The organism is Comamonas koreensis, from assembly GCF_014076495.1.
GTDB lineage: Bacteria > Pseudomonadota > Gammaproteobacteria > Burkholderiales > Burkholderiaceae_C > Comamonas > Comamonas squillarum.
The window spans coordinates 5,135,649-5,151,035 of sequence record NZ_CP043575.1; the positions used below are offsets into that span (position 1 = coordinate 5,135,649).

12 protein-coding genes are annotated in these 15,387 nt (G+C 65.2%); 4 read left to right on the forward strand and 8 right to left on the reverse strand.

All coding sequences use genetic code 11. The annotated features are described in order from the left end of the window. Window positions 1-17 precede the first annotated feature (17 nt). On the forward strand, window positions 18-254 hold the full coding sequence (locus F0Q04_RS23490) for a glycine zipper domain-containing protein (RefSeq protein ID WP_027010612.1): 237 nt from the start codon (window positions 18-20) through the stop codon (window positions 252-254). Between the two features lie 43 nt (window positions 255-297). Here the strand turns inward: F0Q04_RS23490 and F0Q04_RS23495 are convergent, their stop codons facing one another. From F0Q04_RS23495 to F0Q04_RS23505, 3 genes are all read right to left on the reverse strand, one after another. Then, on the reverse strand, window positions 298-1,383 hold the full coding sequence (locus tag F0Q04_RS23495; RefSeq protein ID WP_182345893.1) for a TFIIB-type zinc ribbon-containing protein: 1,086 nt from the start codon (window positions 1,381-1,383) through the stop codon (window positions 298-300). A gap of 163 nt (window positions 1,384-1,546) precedes the next feature. Then, window positions 1,547-2,650 carry an SPFH and helix-turn-helix domain-containing protein gene (locus F0Q04_RS23500; protein WP_182343790.1) on the reverse strand — a complete coding sequence of 368 codons (1,104 nt, stop codon included), beginning with the start codon at window positions 2,648-2,650 and terminating at the stop codon, window positions 1,547-1,549. A 139-nt stretch (window positions 2,651-2,789) separates the two neighbouring features. Continuing rightward, window positions 2,790-3,599, reverse strand: coding sequence for a UPF0149 family protein (locus F0Q04_RS23505; RefSeq protein ID WP_116926275.1), 810 nt, complete (start codon window positions 3,597-3,599; stop codon window positions 2,790-2,792). Between the two features lie 216 nt (window positions 3,600-3,815). Here F0Q04_RS23505 and F0Q04_RS23510 point away from each other — a divergent pair, with 216 nt between their 5' ends. Both F0Q04_RS23510 and F0Q04_RS23515 read left to right on the forward strand, forming a co-directional pair. Continuing rightward, window positions 3,816-5,537 carry an FMN-binding glutamate synthase family protein gene (locus F0Q04_RS23510; protein ID WP_182343792.1) on the forward strand — a complete coding sequence of 574 codons (1,722 nt, stop codon included), beginning with the start codon at window positions 3,816-3,818 and terminating at the stop codon, window positions 5,535-5,537. Window positions 5,538-5,606: 69 nt separating this feature from the next. Continuing rightward, window positions 5,607-6,473 (forward strand): hypothetical protein, encoded by an 867-nt coding sequence (locus tag F0Q04_RS23515; RefSeq protein WP_116926391.1) that lies wholly within the window; start codon window positions 5,607-5,609, stop codon window positions 6,471-6,473. A 75-nt stretch (window positions 6,474-6,548) separates the two neighbouring features. On the opposite strand, the gene F0Q04_RS23520 is transcribed toward F0Q04_RS23515, so the two are convergent. Then, window positions 6,549-7,892, reverse strand: a complete 1,344-nt coding sequence (locus F0Q04_RS23520) for a dicarboxylate/amino acid:cation symporter (protein WP_165841196.1) — start codon at window positions 7,890-7,892, stop codon at window positions 6,549-6,551. A 156-nt stretch (window positions 7,893-8,048) separates the two neighbouring features. On the opposite strand from F0Q04_RS23520, the gene F0Q04_RS23525 reads away from it, so the two are divergent. Then, a complete protein-coding gene (locus F0Q04_RS23525) occupies window positions 8,049-10,709 on the forward strand; it encodes a PAS-domain containing protein (RefSeq protein ID WP_182343794.1) in 2,661 nt (886 codons plus the stop codon). Here F0Q04_RS23525 and F0Q04_RS23530 read toward each other — a convergent pair. The 4 genes from F0Q04_RS23530 to F0Q04_RS23545 form a co-directional block, all read right to left on the reverse strand. After that, a complete protein-coding gene (locus tag F0Q04_RS23530; RefSeq protein ID WP_182343796.1) occupies window positions 10,695-11,357 on the reverse strand; it encodes a response regulator in 663 nt (220 codons plus the stop codon). The two genes, F0Q04_RS23525 and F0Q04_RS23530, sit on opposite strands and share 15 nt — an antisense overlap. A gap of 80 nt (window positions 11,358-11,437) precedes the next feature. Next, window positions 11,438-12,424: a tripartite tricarboxylate transporter substrate binding protein gene (locus F0Q04_RS23535; protein ID WP_182343798.1), complete on the reverse strand. Its 987-nt coding sequence runs from the start codon at window positions 12,422-12,424 to the stop codon at window positions 11,438-11,440. 68 nt (window positions 12,425-12,492) lie between these two features. Then, window positions 12,493-13,635, reverse strand: coding sequence for an acyl-CoA dehydrogenase family protein (locus tag F0Q04_RS23540; RefSeq protein WP_116926390.1), 1,143 nt, complete (start codon window positions 13,633-13,635; stop codon window positions 12,493-12,495). A 41-nt stretch (window positions 13,636-13,676) separates the two neighbouring features. Further along, window positions 13,677-15,254 (reverse strand): AMP-binding protein, encoded by a 1,578-nt coding sequence (locus tag F0Q04_RS23545; protein WP_182343800.1) that lies wholly within the window; start codon window positions 15,252-15,254, stop codon window positions 13,677-13,679. Window positions 15,255-15,387: the final 133 nt, after the last annotated feature.

The window sequence follows — 15,387 nt, forward strand, 5'->3', positions numbered from 1 at the left end:
CCAAGAGGAGAACCCTGATGAAACGACTTGCAATCACTACCGCTTCCATCGTTCTGGCCCTGAGCGGCCTGACCGCTTGCTCCAGCAATCCCACCAATGCCCAGATCGGCACCGGCGTAGGCGCTGTCGCCGGTGGTGTGTTGGGTGATGCCGTGTTCGGATCGACCTTGGGTACCATTGGCGGTGCTGCTGCCGGCGCCTATTTTGGTAACCAGGTCGGCGACAACATGGATGGCAACCGCCGCCGTCGTTAAGCCTTGAACCCAGGGGCCTTATCGGCCCCTCAGGTATTCCCGGCTATCGGCCCGCTGTCATCAGCAGCACCAGCACCAATAAAACTGCCAGTGCGGTGAACAGGATTTTTACCCAGCTATAGGGTTGCTCACCGGCCAACTGGCCGGTGTAGCCGTTGGCAAGAATCTGGTAGCTCTTGCTGCCATAGGTGTAGCCTACCAGCCAGACAGGCACCAGCACATGCTTGAAGCTGCGCCCCTGGTACTGGCGCTGCACCTGCAGGTTGCGGTAGGTATCGCCCGGTATCTGGCGCGCGCACAGGGCCTCTACCTGCTGGTCCATATCCCCTTCATTGATCGTCGCGGCCCGGTTCAGGTCGACCTGGTAGCGCTCCACGGTCCAGCCGCGCACAAACTCGGGCGAATAGGGTTTGAGGTCCGTCCGCGTTGGAAAAGGCTCGACCTTCTGCAGCAGCCCCTGGTGCACCCCGACCGTGCCCGCAACCAGTTCATCGTCAAAGAAATGCTGCAGGCTGCCCGAGGCCGGCTCCCAGCGCACATGGCGTACCTGGCGCGTGCTGATGTTGCCATTGGCGTCGCGGTACTGCTCGGTGGTGTAGTAGTAAAAGCCGGCGTCCGCCCGCCACTGGGCCTGCACATGGGCGTCAAAGGTCCAGTACGGCAGGTATATACCTTTGAGCGTATCGGTCAGCGCCGCGTTCTTGAACTTGTTGGGTGCAAACCAGCGGCTGCCATACCATTTGCGGATCAGGTCGCGCACCTGGCCATCGCTCACCTTGAACGGCAGCAGGCTTTGCGGCGTGATCGCATCGTTGCGCTCTTCATGTGCCTGGATGGCCGGTGAACCACAAAAATCGCAGCGCGACGCGACCCGCCCGTCGACAAAGACCGAAATCGCGCGGCAGTTCTGGCACTGGTACTCGCGCCGCGCCTCGCCCCAGCCGCGTCCGCTGGCGGGGTTGGCCAGCGCGGCGGCCAGGTCCTGCTCGACGATGTCACCGCCCAGCTGTTGCTGCTGCTCGTCGGTCCAGGGCACCACCGTGCCGCAGTAGGGGCACTTGAGCGACTGCGCCTTGGCATTCCATTCCAGATTGCCGCCGCATTCGGGGCAGACATGCCTGGCCACCATCGAGGTCGGTGGCGGCGCAAAGGGGTCGGTGGCGGGAGTGGGTGAATTCACGGTCAAACTCAGCGTTGGCGCACAGCAGGTCTGCGCCACGGGCTCTCAAAACGGGGGCACGCCAACGCACATGCACCGGCAAAGCAGCGGTACATGCGCGGTGAGTGCAGATTTATCCGCGCAGGAATTCGTTCAGCGATTCCTGCGAGATGCGCCAGGCGCTGCCAATCTTGCGGCCCTTGAGCGCGCCCGACTCCAGCTCAGTCAGCACCTCCTGCACCGTCACGCCCAGCGCCTGGGCCGCCTGCTCGGGCGTCAGCACCTGCAGGCCGGCGCCGGCGGCCGCAGCCGCAGCGGGCGCCGCTTGCGCAGCCTGTGCGGCAGCGGGCGAGAAGGGGTCGGCTGCAGCAGCGCCAGAAGGCTGCTGCATCCCCTTCATCATCTCCTGCGCCATGCCAAAGCCCATCGCCATGGTCGCGGGGATGGTGGCCGCCGCTGCGCCTTCGCCGCCGTTGGCCATCGCCTGGCCCATCTGGTACTTCACATAGTCGTTCAAGTTGCCGATCGCGCTCATCGACGAGCGCTTGTCGATCGCCTCTTCGACTTCGGGCGGCACCGAGACGTTTTCCAGGAGGAAGCTGGTGATCTCCAGGCCGTATTTTTCGGTAACGGCCGGGTTGATCAGCTGCAGCAGTGCATCGCCCATCTCGGTGTAGCGCTGGGCCACATCAAGCACAGGCACCTGGGCGCGGGCCAGTGCTTCGCTGAAGATGCTGACAATGCGCGAGCGCATCGTGTCGGCAAACTCGTCGAGGCGGAAATTCTGGTCCGTGCCCGCCACCTCCTTGAGGAACTTGGCTGGCTGGACAATGCGGAAGTCATAGGTGCCGAAGGCGCGCAGGCGCACAACACCGAAGTCCTTGTCGCGCATCATCACCGGGTTGGAGGTACCCCATTTGTTGCCGGTGAAGAGGCGCGTATTGACATAGTAGACATCGCACTTGAAGGGCGAATTGAAGCCGTACTTCCAGCCGCGCAGGGTCGACAGAATCGGGATATTCTGCGTCGTCAACTGGTGGCGGCCGGGGCCGAACAGGTCGGCGAACTGGCCTTCGGAGACAAACTGCACCTGCTGCGATTCGCGCACGATCAGCTGGGCGCCGTTCTTGATTTCCTTGTCCTCATCGGGCCAGCGGTACGACAAGGTATCGCGCGAGTCATCGGTCCACTCGATGATCTCGATCAGTTGCTTGGTGATGATGTTCATGAGGTTCATCGGGGATCCTTGGCCAAAAGAGGATGAAAACCAAGCCATTCTAGAGCCACTGCCCGCTCGCGGCCATGCCAATCTGGGCCCGCACAGCAAAACAGCCGCAAAAGCGGCTGTTCTCAGAGCGGATGGTGAACGCCTGCTATCAGGCGCCGCAACATTTCTTGAACTTCTTGCCGCTGCCGCAGGAGCAGGGGTCATTGCGGCCGGGCACCTCGCCCTTGACGATGGTGGCCTGGCGCGGGCCCATGCTCTTCCAGATCTGGCGCAGGTCATACACCGCCCAGATCGCCTCACCAAAGGTCTCCACGCGCTCCTGGCTGGTGCTGGCCGGGCCGTTTTCGTCGTACATGCAGACGGTGGGAGTGCCGGTGTCATCCTCGGTCAGGGCCACCACCGATTCGAGCGCGTCGTTCAGCCAGCGGGCCGCTTCCTTGTCGCGCGGTGCGATCCACTCATCGGCCCAGTTTTCCACGACAAACATGAAGCCCAGCGCCCAGACCTGGCCAAACGAGGGGATCTCCTGGCCGTCCAGCTCCTGGCGCTCTTCCTCGGGCAGGCTGGCAATGGCGCCGCGCATGTCCATCGCATCGGGCTGGAAGGTGTCATCGTCTTCGAGGCTCTTGACATCGGCGTCAAGCTGGCCCGTCACTTCGTTCCAGCGGATCTGCCACAGTTCCAGAAAGCGGTCCTGCTGGGCGCGGTCCTTGAAGGCCGGCAGCAGCGGCAGCTTGCCGTCCGCATCGCGCTCCAGCAGCTCGCCATCGCCCACCAGCATCGGCAGAAACTCCTCGACCGGCACCGCGCGGCGCGTGCAGACCAGCGCGGTGAGTGCGCCGTCGGCAAATTCCCACTGCGGAATTTCTTCGGCGCGCGTGCGCATGTCTTCCAGGATCTGGTCGATCTCGGTCAGCTGGTCGTCATTCAATCCATCGGGGATCTGGGGCTGGGTCATCGGTGCTCTCTCAATAGGGGGCCGCACAGCACAAACCCCTGCACGCTTGCAATGCCACCAGCGCCCCCTATGATGGGTCTGGTTTTGTAACAACATTGCAATGGCAGACGGCCGCTGCGCCAGGCAGGGCCTGCAGTGTAGCGCCAGCCAGGCGCCTGTGCTGCAGCCCGGGATTTGCGCGCGCTTTTGGGCCGTCTGACCTGCACAGACACCCCCATGAACCAGCTCAACAAGATTTTTCCCGTCCGCTACACCGTGATGGTGCTGTGCATGCTCCTGCTGGTCGCCGGCATCATCGCGCTGGTGCTGCAGGCCAGCGCCTGGTGGTGGCTGGCCGTGCTGGCCGGCGCCGCGCTCACGCTGCTGGGCCTGCGCGACCGGCGCCAGACGCGCCACGCTATTTTGCGCAACTACCCGGTCATCGGTCATATGCGCTTTTTCCTGGAGTTCATCCGCCCGGAGATGCGCCAGTACTTCATCGAAAGCGACACCGAGGCCCTGCCCTTCTCGCGCGCCCAGCGCTCGCTGGTCTACCAGCGCGCCAAGGGCGATCCGGACAACCGCCCTTTTGGCACCTTGATGGATGTGGGCGCACGCGGCTATGAATGGGTCAACCACTCGATGGCGCCCACGCGGCTGGACGGCCATGATTTCCGTGTCTGGATCGGCGGCTCGCCCGATGCGCCGTCGCAGTCGGTGGCGCCCTGCACCCAGCCCTACCATGCCAGCGTTTTCAACATCTCGGCGATGAGCTTTGGCGCGCTGTCGGCCAATGCCATCCTGGCGCTGAACAAGGGCGCGCAGATTGGCGGCTTTGCCCATGACACCGGCGAAGGCTCGATCAGCCAGCACCACCGCGTGCACGGCGGCGACCTGATCTGGGAGGTGGCCTCGGGTTACTTTGGCTGCCGCAATGACGACGGCAGCTTCAGTGAAGAGCGCTATATCGCCAACGCCACCCAGCCCCAGGTCAAGATGATCGAGCTCAAGCTCAGCCAGGGCGCCAAGCCCGGCCATGGCGGTGTGCTGCCCGGCGCCAAGGTCACGCCCGAGATTGCCGCGGCGCGCGGCATTCCGGTGGGCATCGACTGCATCTCGCCGGCCCGGCACAGCGCCTTCTCCACGCCCGAGGAGATGATGCACTTCATCGCCCGCCTGCGCACGCTCTCGGGCGGCAAGCCCACCGGCTTCAAGTTCTGCCTGGGCCACCCCTGGGAGTGGTTTGCCATCGTCAAGGCCATGCTCAAGACCGGCATCACGCCGGACTTCATCGTCGTCGACGGTGCTGAAGGTGGCACCGGCGCAGCGCCTGTCGAATTCACCGACCATGTCGGCGTGCCGCTGCAAGAAGGCCTGCTCTTGGTGCACAACACCCTGATCGGCGTGAACCTGCGCGACCGCATCAAGCTGGGTGCCGCCGGCAAGGTCATCACTGCCTTTGACATCACCCGCATGATGGCGCTGGGCGCCGACTGGTGCAATGCCGGCCGGGGCTTCATGATGGCGCTGGGCTGCATCCAGGCCCAGACCTGCCACACCGGCAACTGCCCCACCGGCGTCACCACGCAAGATGGCGTGCGCCAGCAGGCCCTGGTCGTGCCCGACAAGGCCACGCGCGTGGCCCAGTTCCACAAGAGCACCCTGCATGCGCTGCAGGAGCTGGTGCAGGCCGCCGGCCTCCAGCACCCTTGCGAGCTCAATGCCCACCATATCGTGCGCCGCATCAGCGACACCGAGGTGCGCCTGCTGTCCAACCTGCTGCTGCAGGTGCGGCCCGGCGCGCTGCTCGACGACCTGGCGCACCAGCACGATGTCTTTCGCACCTACTGGCCGCTGGCCAGCGCCGAGAGTTTCCAGCCGCTGGCGCAGCCCCATGTCAAACCCTCGGCACCGGCCGACCACCAGGACATGGTGCCCCAGGCCGCCGAGGCTTCTTGAGCGCGCAGCGATAATGCAAGGTTTTCACTGTTGCTGGAGTGGCCGCTGCGGCGTGCGCCCCGCTTGCGCATGACCGATACCGCTTCCCCCTTACAGCCCCCTGCCCCCGCTGGCGCCCCGCCCGGCGCCGCATCTGCCGAGCGCCCGGACTATGCCGCATTTTTGCAGCAGCACCTGGCCAGCCAGACCTTCAATGTGGTGCGCTATGAGCTGCCGGCCGAATCGGTCTGGCTCAAAAAAGCCGGCCCGGCAATAGCCGCCTGGCGCTACCGGACCTTGGGCCTGCTCTCGCGCTGGCTGGATGTGCCGGTGCTACAGCCCGTGGTCAACCCCGGCGGGCAAGCCGCTATTGCGACCGAGGTGCGGCGCCTGCGCGACCTGCATGCGCGCGGCCTGCGCGTGCCGCTGGTGCTGGCCGATGCGCCCGAGGGCTTTCTGATGCGCCACCTGGGCCTGCCCGGCGGCAATACCCCGTCGCTCAGCGACGAAATCGAGGCGGCAGCCCGCCAAGCCCCCGCCAGCACCCTGGCGCTGTGGCAGCAGGGCTTTGCCGCGCTGCAGCGCGTGCATGCCAGCGGCACCTGCCTGAGCCAGGCCTTTGCCCGCAACATGGTGCGCTGCCCCGATGGCGTCATTGGCTATATCGACTTTGAAGACGACCCGCTGGCGACCTTGCCGCCTGCGCTGTGCATCGTCAAGGATGCGCTGTGCTATGCGCATTCCACCGCGCTGTTCCTGGACAATGCCGGCACCCTGGAGGCCGCACGTGCCGATTGGCATGGCTGGCTGGCGCAGACCGATCCTGCGGTGCGCGCCGCGCTGGAGCGCACCGTGCAGCAGATGCGCTGGGTCGGCAAGCTGCCCAACCAGCGCAAGCTGGGGCGCGATACCTTGCGCCTGCGGGCGATGTACGGGCTGCTGCGCCCACTGCCCTGACCACCGGTTCGCGGCATTTCTCAGACAAAAAAATGGCCTGCATCTGCAGGCCATTCCTTTTGGAGCGAGGCGCTATCAGCCCTTGGCGGTATCCACCACCGGCACCTGCACGGGCGCGCTCTCCAGCACGGTTTCGTTGTTCAGCACCGCGTTGAGCTTGGTATAGTCCAGCGCGTTTTCCCAGCGCGAGACCACCACGGTAGCCACGGCATTGCCGATGAAGTTGGTCAGCGAACGGCACTCGGACATGAAACGGTCCACGCCCAGAATCAGCGCCATGCCGGCCACTGGCACTTCCGGCACCACGGCCAGGGTGGCAGCCAGCGTGATAAAGCCCGCGCCGGTCACGCCCGCAGCGCCCTTGGAGCTGAGCATCGCCACCAGCAGCAGCGCAATCTGGTGTCCCAGGGTCAGGTGGGTGTCGGTCGCCTGGGCGATGAACAGCGCCGCCAAGGTCATGTAGATATTGGTGCCATCGAGGTTGAACGAGTAACCGGTAGGCACCACCAGTCCCACCACGGACTTGCTGCAACCGGCCTTTTCCATCTTGTGCATCAGCGATGGCAGCGCCGATTCGGACGACGAGGTACCCAGCACCAGCAGCAGCTCATCCTTGAGGTAGCGGATCAGCTTGAGCACCGAGAAACCGCAGGCACGGGCCACGGCACCCAGAATCACCAGCACAAAGAGCAGCGAGGTGATGTAGAAGGTCGCGACCAGCTCGGCCAGGTTCAAGAGCGAGCCCAGACCGAACTTGCCGATCGTGAAAGCCATCGCGCCAAAGGCACCGATGGGCGCGAGCTTCATCACGATGTTGACCAACTTGAAGACGGGCTTGGTCAGCGATTCGAGCAGGTTGAGCACGGGCTTGCCGCTGTCACCGACCATGGCCAGCGACACGCCAAACAGCACTGCCACCAGCAGCACTTGCAAAATGTTGTCGCCGACAAAGGGGCTGATCAGCGTCTTGGGGATGATGTCCATGACAAAACCGGTCAGGGTCATGTCATGCGACTTGGCCACATAGGAGCTCACTTCCTTCTGGTCCAGATCGGCCACATTGATGTGCATGCCGGCGCCCGGCTGCATCACATTGGCCACGATCAGGCCCACGATCAGCGCCAGGGTCGAGAAGGTCAGGAAGTACACCATGGCCTTGCCAAACACGCGGCCCACGGTACTCAGGTGCGTCATGTTCGCAATGCCGGTCACGATGGTCAGAAAGATCACCGGCGCGATGATCATCTTGATCAGCTTGATGAACGCATCACCAAAGGGCTTCATCGCCGCACCATATTGGGGCTCGAAATGCCCCAACAAGACACCGATGGTGATACCGATAATCACCTGGAAGTACAAAGTCCGGTAAAAAGGCGGCGCCTGGACGGGCGCCTGGCTGGCGGTGGTATCAATCTGCATGGTGGGGCTCCAAAGATGCTCGGCACCAACTCGGTGCGCTGAGGCGCGTTTGTATCCCAGCCCTTACAGATTGCCCATTAGACATTAGTATTAGGCGCCGCCTTCCCAGAGCTACGGAAAACCCATACTTCGGGAAAATACCTAGGCCTCCGTTACATGTTTCCGATCATTCCCCGCCGCTCCCTGCGATCCCTGTGGACCTTCTGCGCCGTGCTGCTGAGCACGGTGGCTGCCGCTGCAGGCGCCTGGCACTGGATGCTGCAGCACAGCCTGGCCGAGGAAAACCTGCAGGCCCACCGCCAGCTCGTCCTATATGCGCAGGCGCTCAGCCAGCGCCTGGACCGCTACCGGGTGCTGCCCGATGTGCTGGCGCTCGACGCCGAGCTGCGCGAGGCGCTGACCCACCCGCAAAGCCCCGAGCAGGTGCTGCGCCTCAACCGCAAGCTGGAGCAGGCCAACGGCGCGAGCCTGGCCTCCACCCTCACCTTGATCGATGCCCAGGGCGTGGCGCTGGCAGCCAGCAACTGGCGCAGCCCTTCGAGCAATGTGGGCGAGGACTACAGCTTTCGCCCCTATGTGCAACTGGCGCTGGCCCAGGACAAGGGCAGCTTCTACGGCATTGGCATGACCACCGGCGAGGCCGGTTATTTCCTCTCGCGCGCCATCAGCAGCGATGCCGGTGGCCAGCACCGGGTGCTGGGCCTGATCGCGATCAAGATCGTGCTGCTGGAGCTCGAGCGCGAATGGATCCAGAACCCCGACATCGTGCTGGCCAGCGATGCCAATGGCGTCGTGTTTCTGGCCAGCAACGAGGACTGGCGCTACCGCAAGCTCAAGCCCATCGATGCCCGTGCGCAGCAGGAGATGGACCGCACCCAGCAGTACCGCAGCCAGCCGCTCAAGCCCATGCGCTATGCGCAGGAGCAGCCGCTGGACGAAGGCGGCGCGCTGGTGCAGTGGCAGGACCCGGGCGTGGGCCGCAAGCTCTGGCAAACCGTGACCTTGCCCGAAACCGGCTGGCAGCTGCATATCCTGCATGATGTGGACAACAGCGTGGCGTCGGCCTGGTGGGCCGCTGGCGCGGCGGGCGGCAGCTGGCTGGCGCTGTCGCTGCTGCTGCTCTATGCGCGCCAGCGCCAGCGCCTGTCGGCCTTGCGCCAGCGCAGCCGCGAAGAGCTCGAGGCCCTCTTGAAGCAACACGCGCAGGAGCTGCGCACTGCGCAAGATGGCATCGTGGCCGCCGCCCACCAGGCCGATGCCGGCCACAGCCAGAGCCTGGAACACCTGCCCCAGGGCGTGGTGGTGATCGATGCCGCGCTGAACCTGGTCGCCTGGAACTCGCGCTACATGGAGCTGTTCCGGCTGCCGGCGGGCCTGTTGAAAGTGGGTATGCCGGTCGAGGAGCTGTACCGCTACAACGCGCGCCGGGGCCTGCTGGGCTCGGGCGACATCGACGAGGCCATCGAGCGGCGCATGCAGTTTTTGCGCAGCGGCAAGCCCCATGCGCGCGAGAGCGAAAAGGCCGACGGCACGGTACTGGAGATCCGCGGCAACCCCCTGCCCGATGGCGGTTTTGTGACCAGCTATGCCGACATCACCAGCTACAAGAACGCCGCGCGCGAGCTGCGCTCCCTGGCCGATGCGCTGGAAAAGCGCATTGCCGACCGCACCGAAGACCTGGCCCAGGCCAAGCGCGAGGCCGAGCAGGCCAACCGCTACAAATCCAAGTTTGTCGCCGCCGCCGTGCATGACCTGCTGCAGCCGCTGAACGCCGCGCGCGTGTTTGCATCGCTGCTGCGCCAGCATGTGCAGGGCGACAAGGCCTTGCAGCTGGCCAGCGATGTCGAAGGCGCGCTGGCCTCGCAGGACGACATCCTGAACAGCCTGCTCGATATTGCACGCATGGAATCGGGCCAGCTTGAGGTGAACCGCCGCGACTTTGCGCTGCAGCCCATGCTGGCCCAGCTGGGCAGCAGCCTGGGCGTGCTGGCCCAGGGCCATGGCCTGCAGCTGCAGGTCATTCCCTGCCGCGCGGTGGTGCACAGCGACGAGGCGCTGCTGCGCCGCATCGTGCAGAACTTTCTCTCCAACGCCATCCGCTACACGCGCCAGGGCCGCATTGTGCTGGGCTGCCGCCGCGTCGGCCAGCATCTGCGCATCGAGGTGCATGACCAGGGCCCGGGCATCCCCGAGAGCCTGCACCGCGAGATTTTTGAAGAATTCCGCCGGCTGGAGACTGGCCGCCAGCATGAGCGCGGCGCCGGCCTGGGCCTGGCCATTGTCGAGCGCCTGGGGCGCCTGTTGCAGCACCCGATTGGCCTGCGCTCGGCGCTGGGCCGGGGTTCGGTCTTCTGGGTCGAGGTGCCATTGAGCCAAACCGCCTTGGCCCCGGAGCCCGCGCGCGAGCCCATGGAGGCAGCACCTGCGGTCGCCAACGCCGCACCGCTGCAAGGCGCCAGCGCCTGGTGCATTGGCCCGGCCGCCATCGCCGGCGCCGCCCCGCTGCTGCAGCGCTGGGGCTGCCAGGTGGTACCGCAGGCCGATGCCGAGGCGGCCTTGGCACAGGCCCAACGCAGCCAAAACGCATGGCCGGCTTTGCTGGTGGTGGATGCGGCGCATGCCACGCCAGCAGCAGTCCGTGCCTTGCAGGCCTGCGGGCACAAGGCGCCGGGCGTTGTCTGGCTCAGCACCGATGCGGGCCAGCAGGATGCCGCCAGCCAGCAGGCCAGTGTGCTGGGTTGGGGGGTGCTGACGCAGCCCGCGCGGCCGGCGGCGCTGCGTGCGCTGGTCGGCCAGCTGCTGCTACGCCAGCGCTGAATCGCCTGTGGGCAAGCCGCCATCGGCCTCCAGGTTTCGCACCAGCACGGCAACCTGGGTGCGGCTGTGGCAGCCGAGCTTTTTCAGGATCGCAGTCACATGCACCTTCACCGTGTGCTCGGTCACGCCCATCTCCTGCGCAATCTGCTTGTTGAGCAGGCCATCGGCGAGGTACAGCAGGGTCTTGAACTGGTGCGGTGTCAGCTGCGCCATGCGGGCGGCCAGCTCGGCGTCTTCCTGCGACAACTCGGCGGCCATTGAGGGGAAGACCGTGTCGCCCTCCAGCACCGCCTCGATCGCTGCGGTGATCGCGTCGGCGGCGGCGGCCTTGGAGATAAAGCCCGAGGCGCCAAACTGCTGGGCGCGGCGGATGATGCGCGGGTGGTCGTTGGAGGAGATAACCACCACCGGCAGCTGCGGGTAGGCGCCGCGCACATGCAGCAGCGCCGAAAAGCCATGCGTGCCCGGCATCGTCAGATCGAGCAGCACCAGCTCGATGCCCGGGTGCGCCGCCAACGCCGCGCTGAGCGAGCTGGCACTGGAGGCTTCGAGCACCTCGAAGGCGCCAAAACGCCCCCGGATCACCTGCACCACGGCAGCGCGAAACAGGGGGTGGTCATCGGCAACAAGCAAGGCGGGAGGGGACATAGACGCTAGTCTGCCATGGCTGGGCTTCTCCTGTACTGCGCCACCTCCCTGAAGTCCCGCTAAAGCGCTGTGTTTTCGCGTCAATCCATCGAGATCTTCGCCGCATCGACAATCGATTTCCAGTGCGCCGCATCGCGCGCGAGCAGCGGCTTGAACTCGGTCGGCGTCGAGCCCACAGGAATCAGGCCCATGTCCAGCAGGCGCTTGCTGATCTCGGGCATCTTGACGATGGCAGCCAGCTCGTTGCCCAGCTTGTCCACAATCGGCTGCGGGGTGCTGGCCGGCACAAAGTAGCCAAACCAGCCATTGGCCTCAAAGCCGCTGTAGCCAGCCTCGGCCATCGTTGGCACATCGGGCAACGCCGGGTGGCGCTGCGCGCCCGTGACCGCCAGGATGCTGACCTTGTCCGATTTGATATGCGGGTAGGCAGCGGCCGCATCGATAAAAGCCGATTCGAGCTGGCCGCCGAGCATCGCCGCCATCTCCGGGCCCGAGCCCTGGTAAGGCACGTGCACCATGTCGATGCCGGCCTTGAGCTTGAGCTGCTCGCCATGCAGGTGTGACGAGGTGGCATTGCCGTAGGAGCCATAGTTGAGCTTGCCCGGCTGGGCCTTGGCCTTGGCGACAAACTGCTGCAGGCTGGTGATGCCCGAGCTGCGCGGCACAAACACCAGGTCGGCCGACTTGACCGCCTGCGACACGGGCGCCAGATCGCTCAACTGGTAGGGCACCTTCTTGTAAAGCGCCGGGATCTGCACCAGCGCGGTGATGCCCAGCAGCACCGTGTAGCCATCGCCCGGCGCCTTGGCCACCAGGTCGTTGCCCATCATGCCGCTGGCTCCGGGCTTGTTGTCCACAATCACCGGCTGGCCCCAGCGCTGCGACAGCTGGGTGCCCATCAGGCGGGCAATGATGTCGGTGCCCCCTCCTGCGGGGTAGGGCACCACCAGGCGGATGGGCTTGCTGGGGTAGTTGTCAGCGGCCAGGGCGCTGCCCGTGGCGAGCATCAGGGCAGCGCAGGCGGCAGTGGTGAGCACACGGCCCAGGGCCGAGCGGCGGTTTTGCATGGTTTGTCTCCTTGTTGCTGGTTATGCCGCTGGCGCGCTCTGTGGCGTGCTCGGGGCGCTGATCATGGTCAAAGCGTTCTGGCAATGATTTCCTTCATGATCTCGTCGCTGCCGCCGTAGATGCGGCCAATGCGGGCATCGGTCCAGGCCCGGCCGACCTGGTACTCGGTCATATAGCCGTAGCCGCCGTGCAGCTGCAAAAATTCGTCAAGCAGCTTGTTCTGCAGCGCCGTCGCATTGAGCTTGACCATCGCTGCGCGGTCCGGTGTCAGCTCGCGCGTCAGGTGCAGGCGCATGCAGTCATCGACAAACACGCGCAACATCGTCGCCTGGGCCTTGGCCTCGGCCAGCTTGAAGCGGGTGTTCTGGAACTCAAACACCGTCTGGCCAAAGGCCTTGCGCTCGCGGGTGTAGTCCACGGTCTTTTGCAAGAAGGCCTCGATCGACATCGCAGCGCGCACCGCCACCACCAGGCGCTCCTGCGCGAGCTCGTGCATCAGGTACTTGAAGCCCATGTTCTCTTCGCCCAGCAGGTTGTCCACCGGCACGCGCACGTTGTCAAAGAACAGCTCCGAGGTGTCCTGCGCCATGAGACCGATCTTCTCGAGCTTGCGGCCCTTGGCAAAACCGGGCGTGCCGTCTTCCACCACGATCAGCGATACGCCCTTGGCCCCCAGATCGGGCGCCGTCTTGCAGACCACGACGACGATCTCGGCATTGATGCCGTTGGTGATAAAGGTCTTGGCGCCATTGATCACATAGTGATCGCCGTCACGCTTGGCCGTGGTGCGCACCGATTTGAGGTCGCTGCCCGCGCCGGGCTCGGTCATCGCAATCGCGCCGATCATCTCGCCCGCTGCCATCTTGGGCAGCCAGCGGTCCTTCTGCGCGCTGTTGCCATAGGCATGGATATAGGGCGCCACGATGTCCGAGTGCAGCGGAAAGCCCAGGCCGCTGGCACCCGTGCGGGCAATCTCTTCGATCAGCACCGCCGCATGGCCAAAATCGCCCCCGCTGCCATAGGGTTCGGGCAGCATGGTGTTGAGCAAGCCCTCGCGGCCTGCCTTGCGCCAGACCTCCTTGGGCACAATGCCATCGCGCTCCCACTGCGCATGGAAGGGCACGATCTCCTTGTCAAAGAAATGGCGGACGGCATCACGAAATTGCACATGGTCTTCGCGGAACACGCTGCGTTGGGTCAGGTCTTGCATGGTGGTCAAAGGGTGAAAGGAAGAGAAATGAATGAGGGGCATCAGCCCTGGGGGCCGCTGCTACTGCGCAGGCCAAAACCCGCCTGCGGCGCCTCCTTGAAACGGTCCTTGAGCACGCGGCGCAGCAGCTTGCCGGTCTCCAGCCGGGGCAGGCTGGCCTCAAACACCAGGCGCTGCGGCCGCTTGACCTTGGACAGGCTGCCAGCGGCCTGCTCGACGATCGCGCGGGCCATGGCCTCGTCGGGCGAAAAGCCGGGCTTGAGTACCACGACGGCCAGGGTCTGCTCGCCAAAGTCCTCATCGGGCACGCCAACCACGGCCACCTCTTCCACGGCGGCATGCTGGGCCAGCGCGTTCTCAATCTCTTGCGGATAGAGGTTGACCCCGCCCGACAAAATCAGGTCAGCGCGCCGGTCGCTCAAAAACAGAAAGCCTTCGGCATCGACATGGCCGATGTCGCCATAGGTGGCCCAGCCGCGCGCGTCGATGGCCTCGCGCGTCTTGCGCTCGTCATTGAGGTACTGGAAAGCGCCGCCGCCCGAGAAATACACGCGGCCCACTTCGCCGACCCCCAGCTCCTGGCCGTCGTCGCCAACGATATGCAGCTGGCCGCTGATGGCCCGGCCCACCGAGCCCGGCCGTGCACGCCATTGGGCCGAGTCGATCAAGGTGGTGCCGCAGCCTTCGGAGCCGGCGTAGTACTCCAGCAAGATGTCGCCCCACCAGTCCAGCATGCCTTGCTTGACGGCCACCGGGCAGGGCGCTGCCGCATGGATCGCCACGCGGTGGCTGTCCAGCCGGTAGCGGCGCTTGACCTCATCAGGGAGCTTGAGCAGGCGCCCCAGCATCGTCGGCACCCACTGGCTGTGCGTGACCTGGTAGCGCTCGATCAGCGCCAGCGCCTGCTCGGGGTCGAAGCGGCTCATGATGATGGCCGAGCCGCCGACATCCAGGGTGCGCAGGCTGTAGCGCAAGGGCGCTGCATGGTAGAGCGGCGCGGGCGAGAGGTAGACGGCGTCTTCATCAAACCGCATGCTGCGCATCCAGGCGGCGACCTCGGGATCGCGCTGCTGCCGATAGGCCGCTGCCAGCAGCGGCTTTTTGATGCCCTTGGGCCGGCCGGTGGTGCCGCTGGAATAGAGCAGATCGCGGCCCAGCGGGCGCGTGGCCAGGTCGATCTGCGCGCCCTGGGGCACGGCGGCCAGCGCATCGGCCAGGGGCGCCACGCCGGGCGTATCGCCATCGACCGAATAGCAGGCCAGCGCCAGGCCCTGCACGGCCTCTTGCGCGGTCGGCCAGGTCTTGCTGGAGACCAGCAGCATCCGGGCGCCGCTGTCCTGGGCGATATAGGCCACCTCGGCGGCCGTCAGGTGCGTGCTGATGACGGCCGCATACAGGCCGGCCAGCCGCGCGGCCAGCACCAGCTGCACGATCTCATAGCGGTTCTCCAGCAGCACCGCGATGGTCTCTTCGGCCTGCAGCCCCTGCTGCGCCAGCCACTGCGCCATCTGCTGGGCCCCCTGCGCTATCTCGCCTGCGGTGTAGCGCCTGCCGCTGTCGGCCTGCGTCAAAACCACCCGCTCGGGCTGGGCCTGGGCCCAGCTGAAGAAGTTGTGCATCTCCTCGGTCTCCGTGGTGCACAGGAGAGCGCTGCACGCAATCACCTGTGTTACATCTTTACTCTAATTTTGAATCAGTCGTCTCGAATTTCGAGATTTCACGGACAGTATCTGGCGTTTATTCGGAAATTTA

Excerpts from the sequence above, each read along its gene's own strand:
- F0Q04_RS23525 (WP_182343794.1), top strand. The coding sequence starts at position 8,049 with ATGTTTCCGATCATTCCCCGCCGCTCCCTGCGATCCCTGTGGACCTTC.
- F0Q04_RS23515 (WP_116926391.1), top strand. The coding sequence starts at position 5,607 with ATGACCGATACCGCTTCCCCCTTACAGCCCCCTGCCCCCGCTGGCGCC.
- F0Q04_RS23540 (WP_116926390.1), bottom strand. The coding sequence starts at position 13,635 with ATGCAAGACCTGACCCAACGCAGCGTGTTCCGCGAAGACCATGTGCAA.
- F0Q04_RS23495 (WP_182345893.1), bottom strand. The coding sequence starts at position 1,383 with ATGGTGGCCAGGCATGTCTGCCCCGAATGCGGCGGCAATCTGGAATGG.
- F0Q04_RS23545 (WP_182343800.1), bottom strand. The coding sequence starts at position 15,254 with ATGCACAACTTCTTCAGCTGGGCCCAGGCCCAGCCCGAGCGGGTGGTT.
- F0Q04_RS23520 (WP_165841196.1), bottom strand. The coding sequence starts at position 7,892 with ATGCAGATTGATACCACCGCCAGCCAGGCGCCCGTCCAGGCGCCGCCT.
- F0Q04_RS23510 (WP_182343792.1), top strand. The coding sequence starts at position 3,816 with ATGAACCAGCTCAACAAGATTTTTCCCGTCCGCTACACCGTGATGGTG.
- F0Q04_RS23530 (WP_182343796.1), bottom strand. The coding sequence starts at position 11,357 with ATGTCCCCTCCCGCCTTGCTTGTTGCCGATGACCACCCCCTGTTTCGC.
- F0Q04_RS23535 (WP_182343798.1), bottom strand. The coding sequence starts at position 12,424 with ATGCAAAACCGCCGCTCGGCCCTGGGCCGTGTGCTCACCACTGCCGCC.
- F0Q04_RS23505 (WP_116926275.1), bottom strand. The coding sequence starts at position 3,599 with ATGACCCAGCCCCAGATCCCCGATGGATTGAATGACGACCAGCTGACC.
- F0Q04_RS23490 (WP_027010612.1), top strand. The coding sequence starts at position 18 with ATGAAACGACTTGCAATCACTACCGCTTCCATCGTTCTGGCCCTGAGC.
- F0Q04_RS23500 (WP_182343790.1), bottom strand. The coding sequence starts at position 2,650 with ATGAACCTCATGAACATCATCACCAAGCAACTGATCGAGATCATCGAG.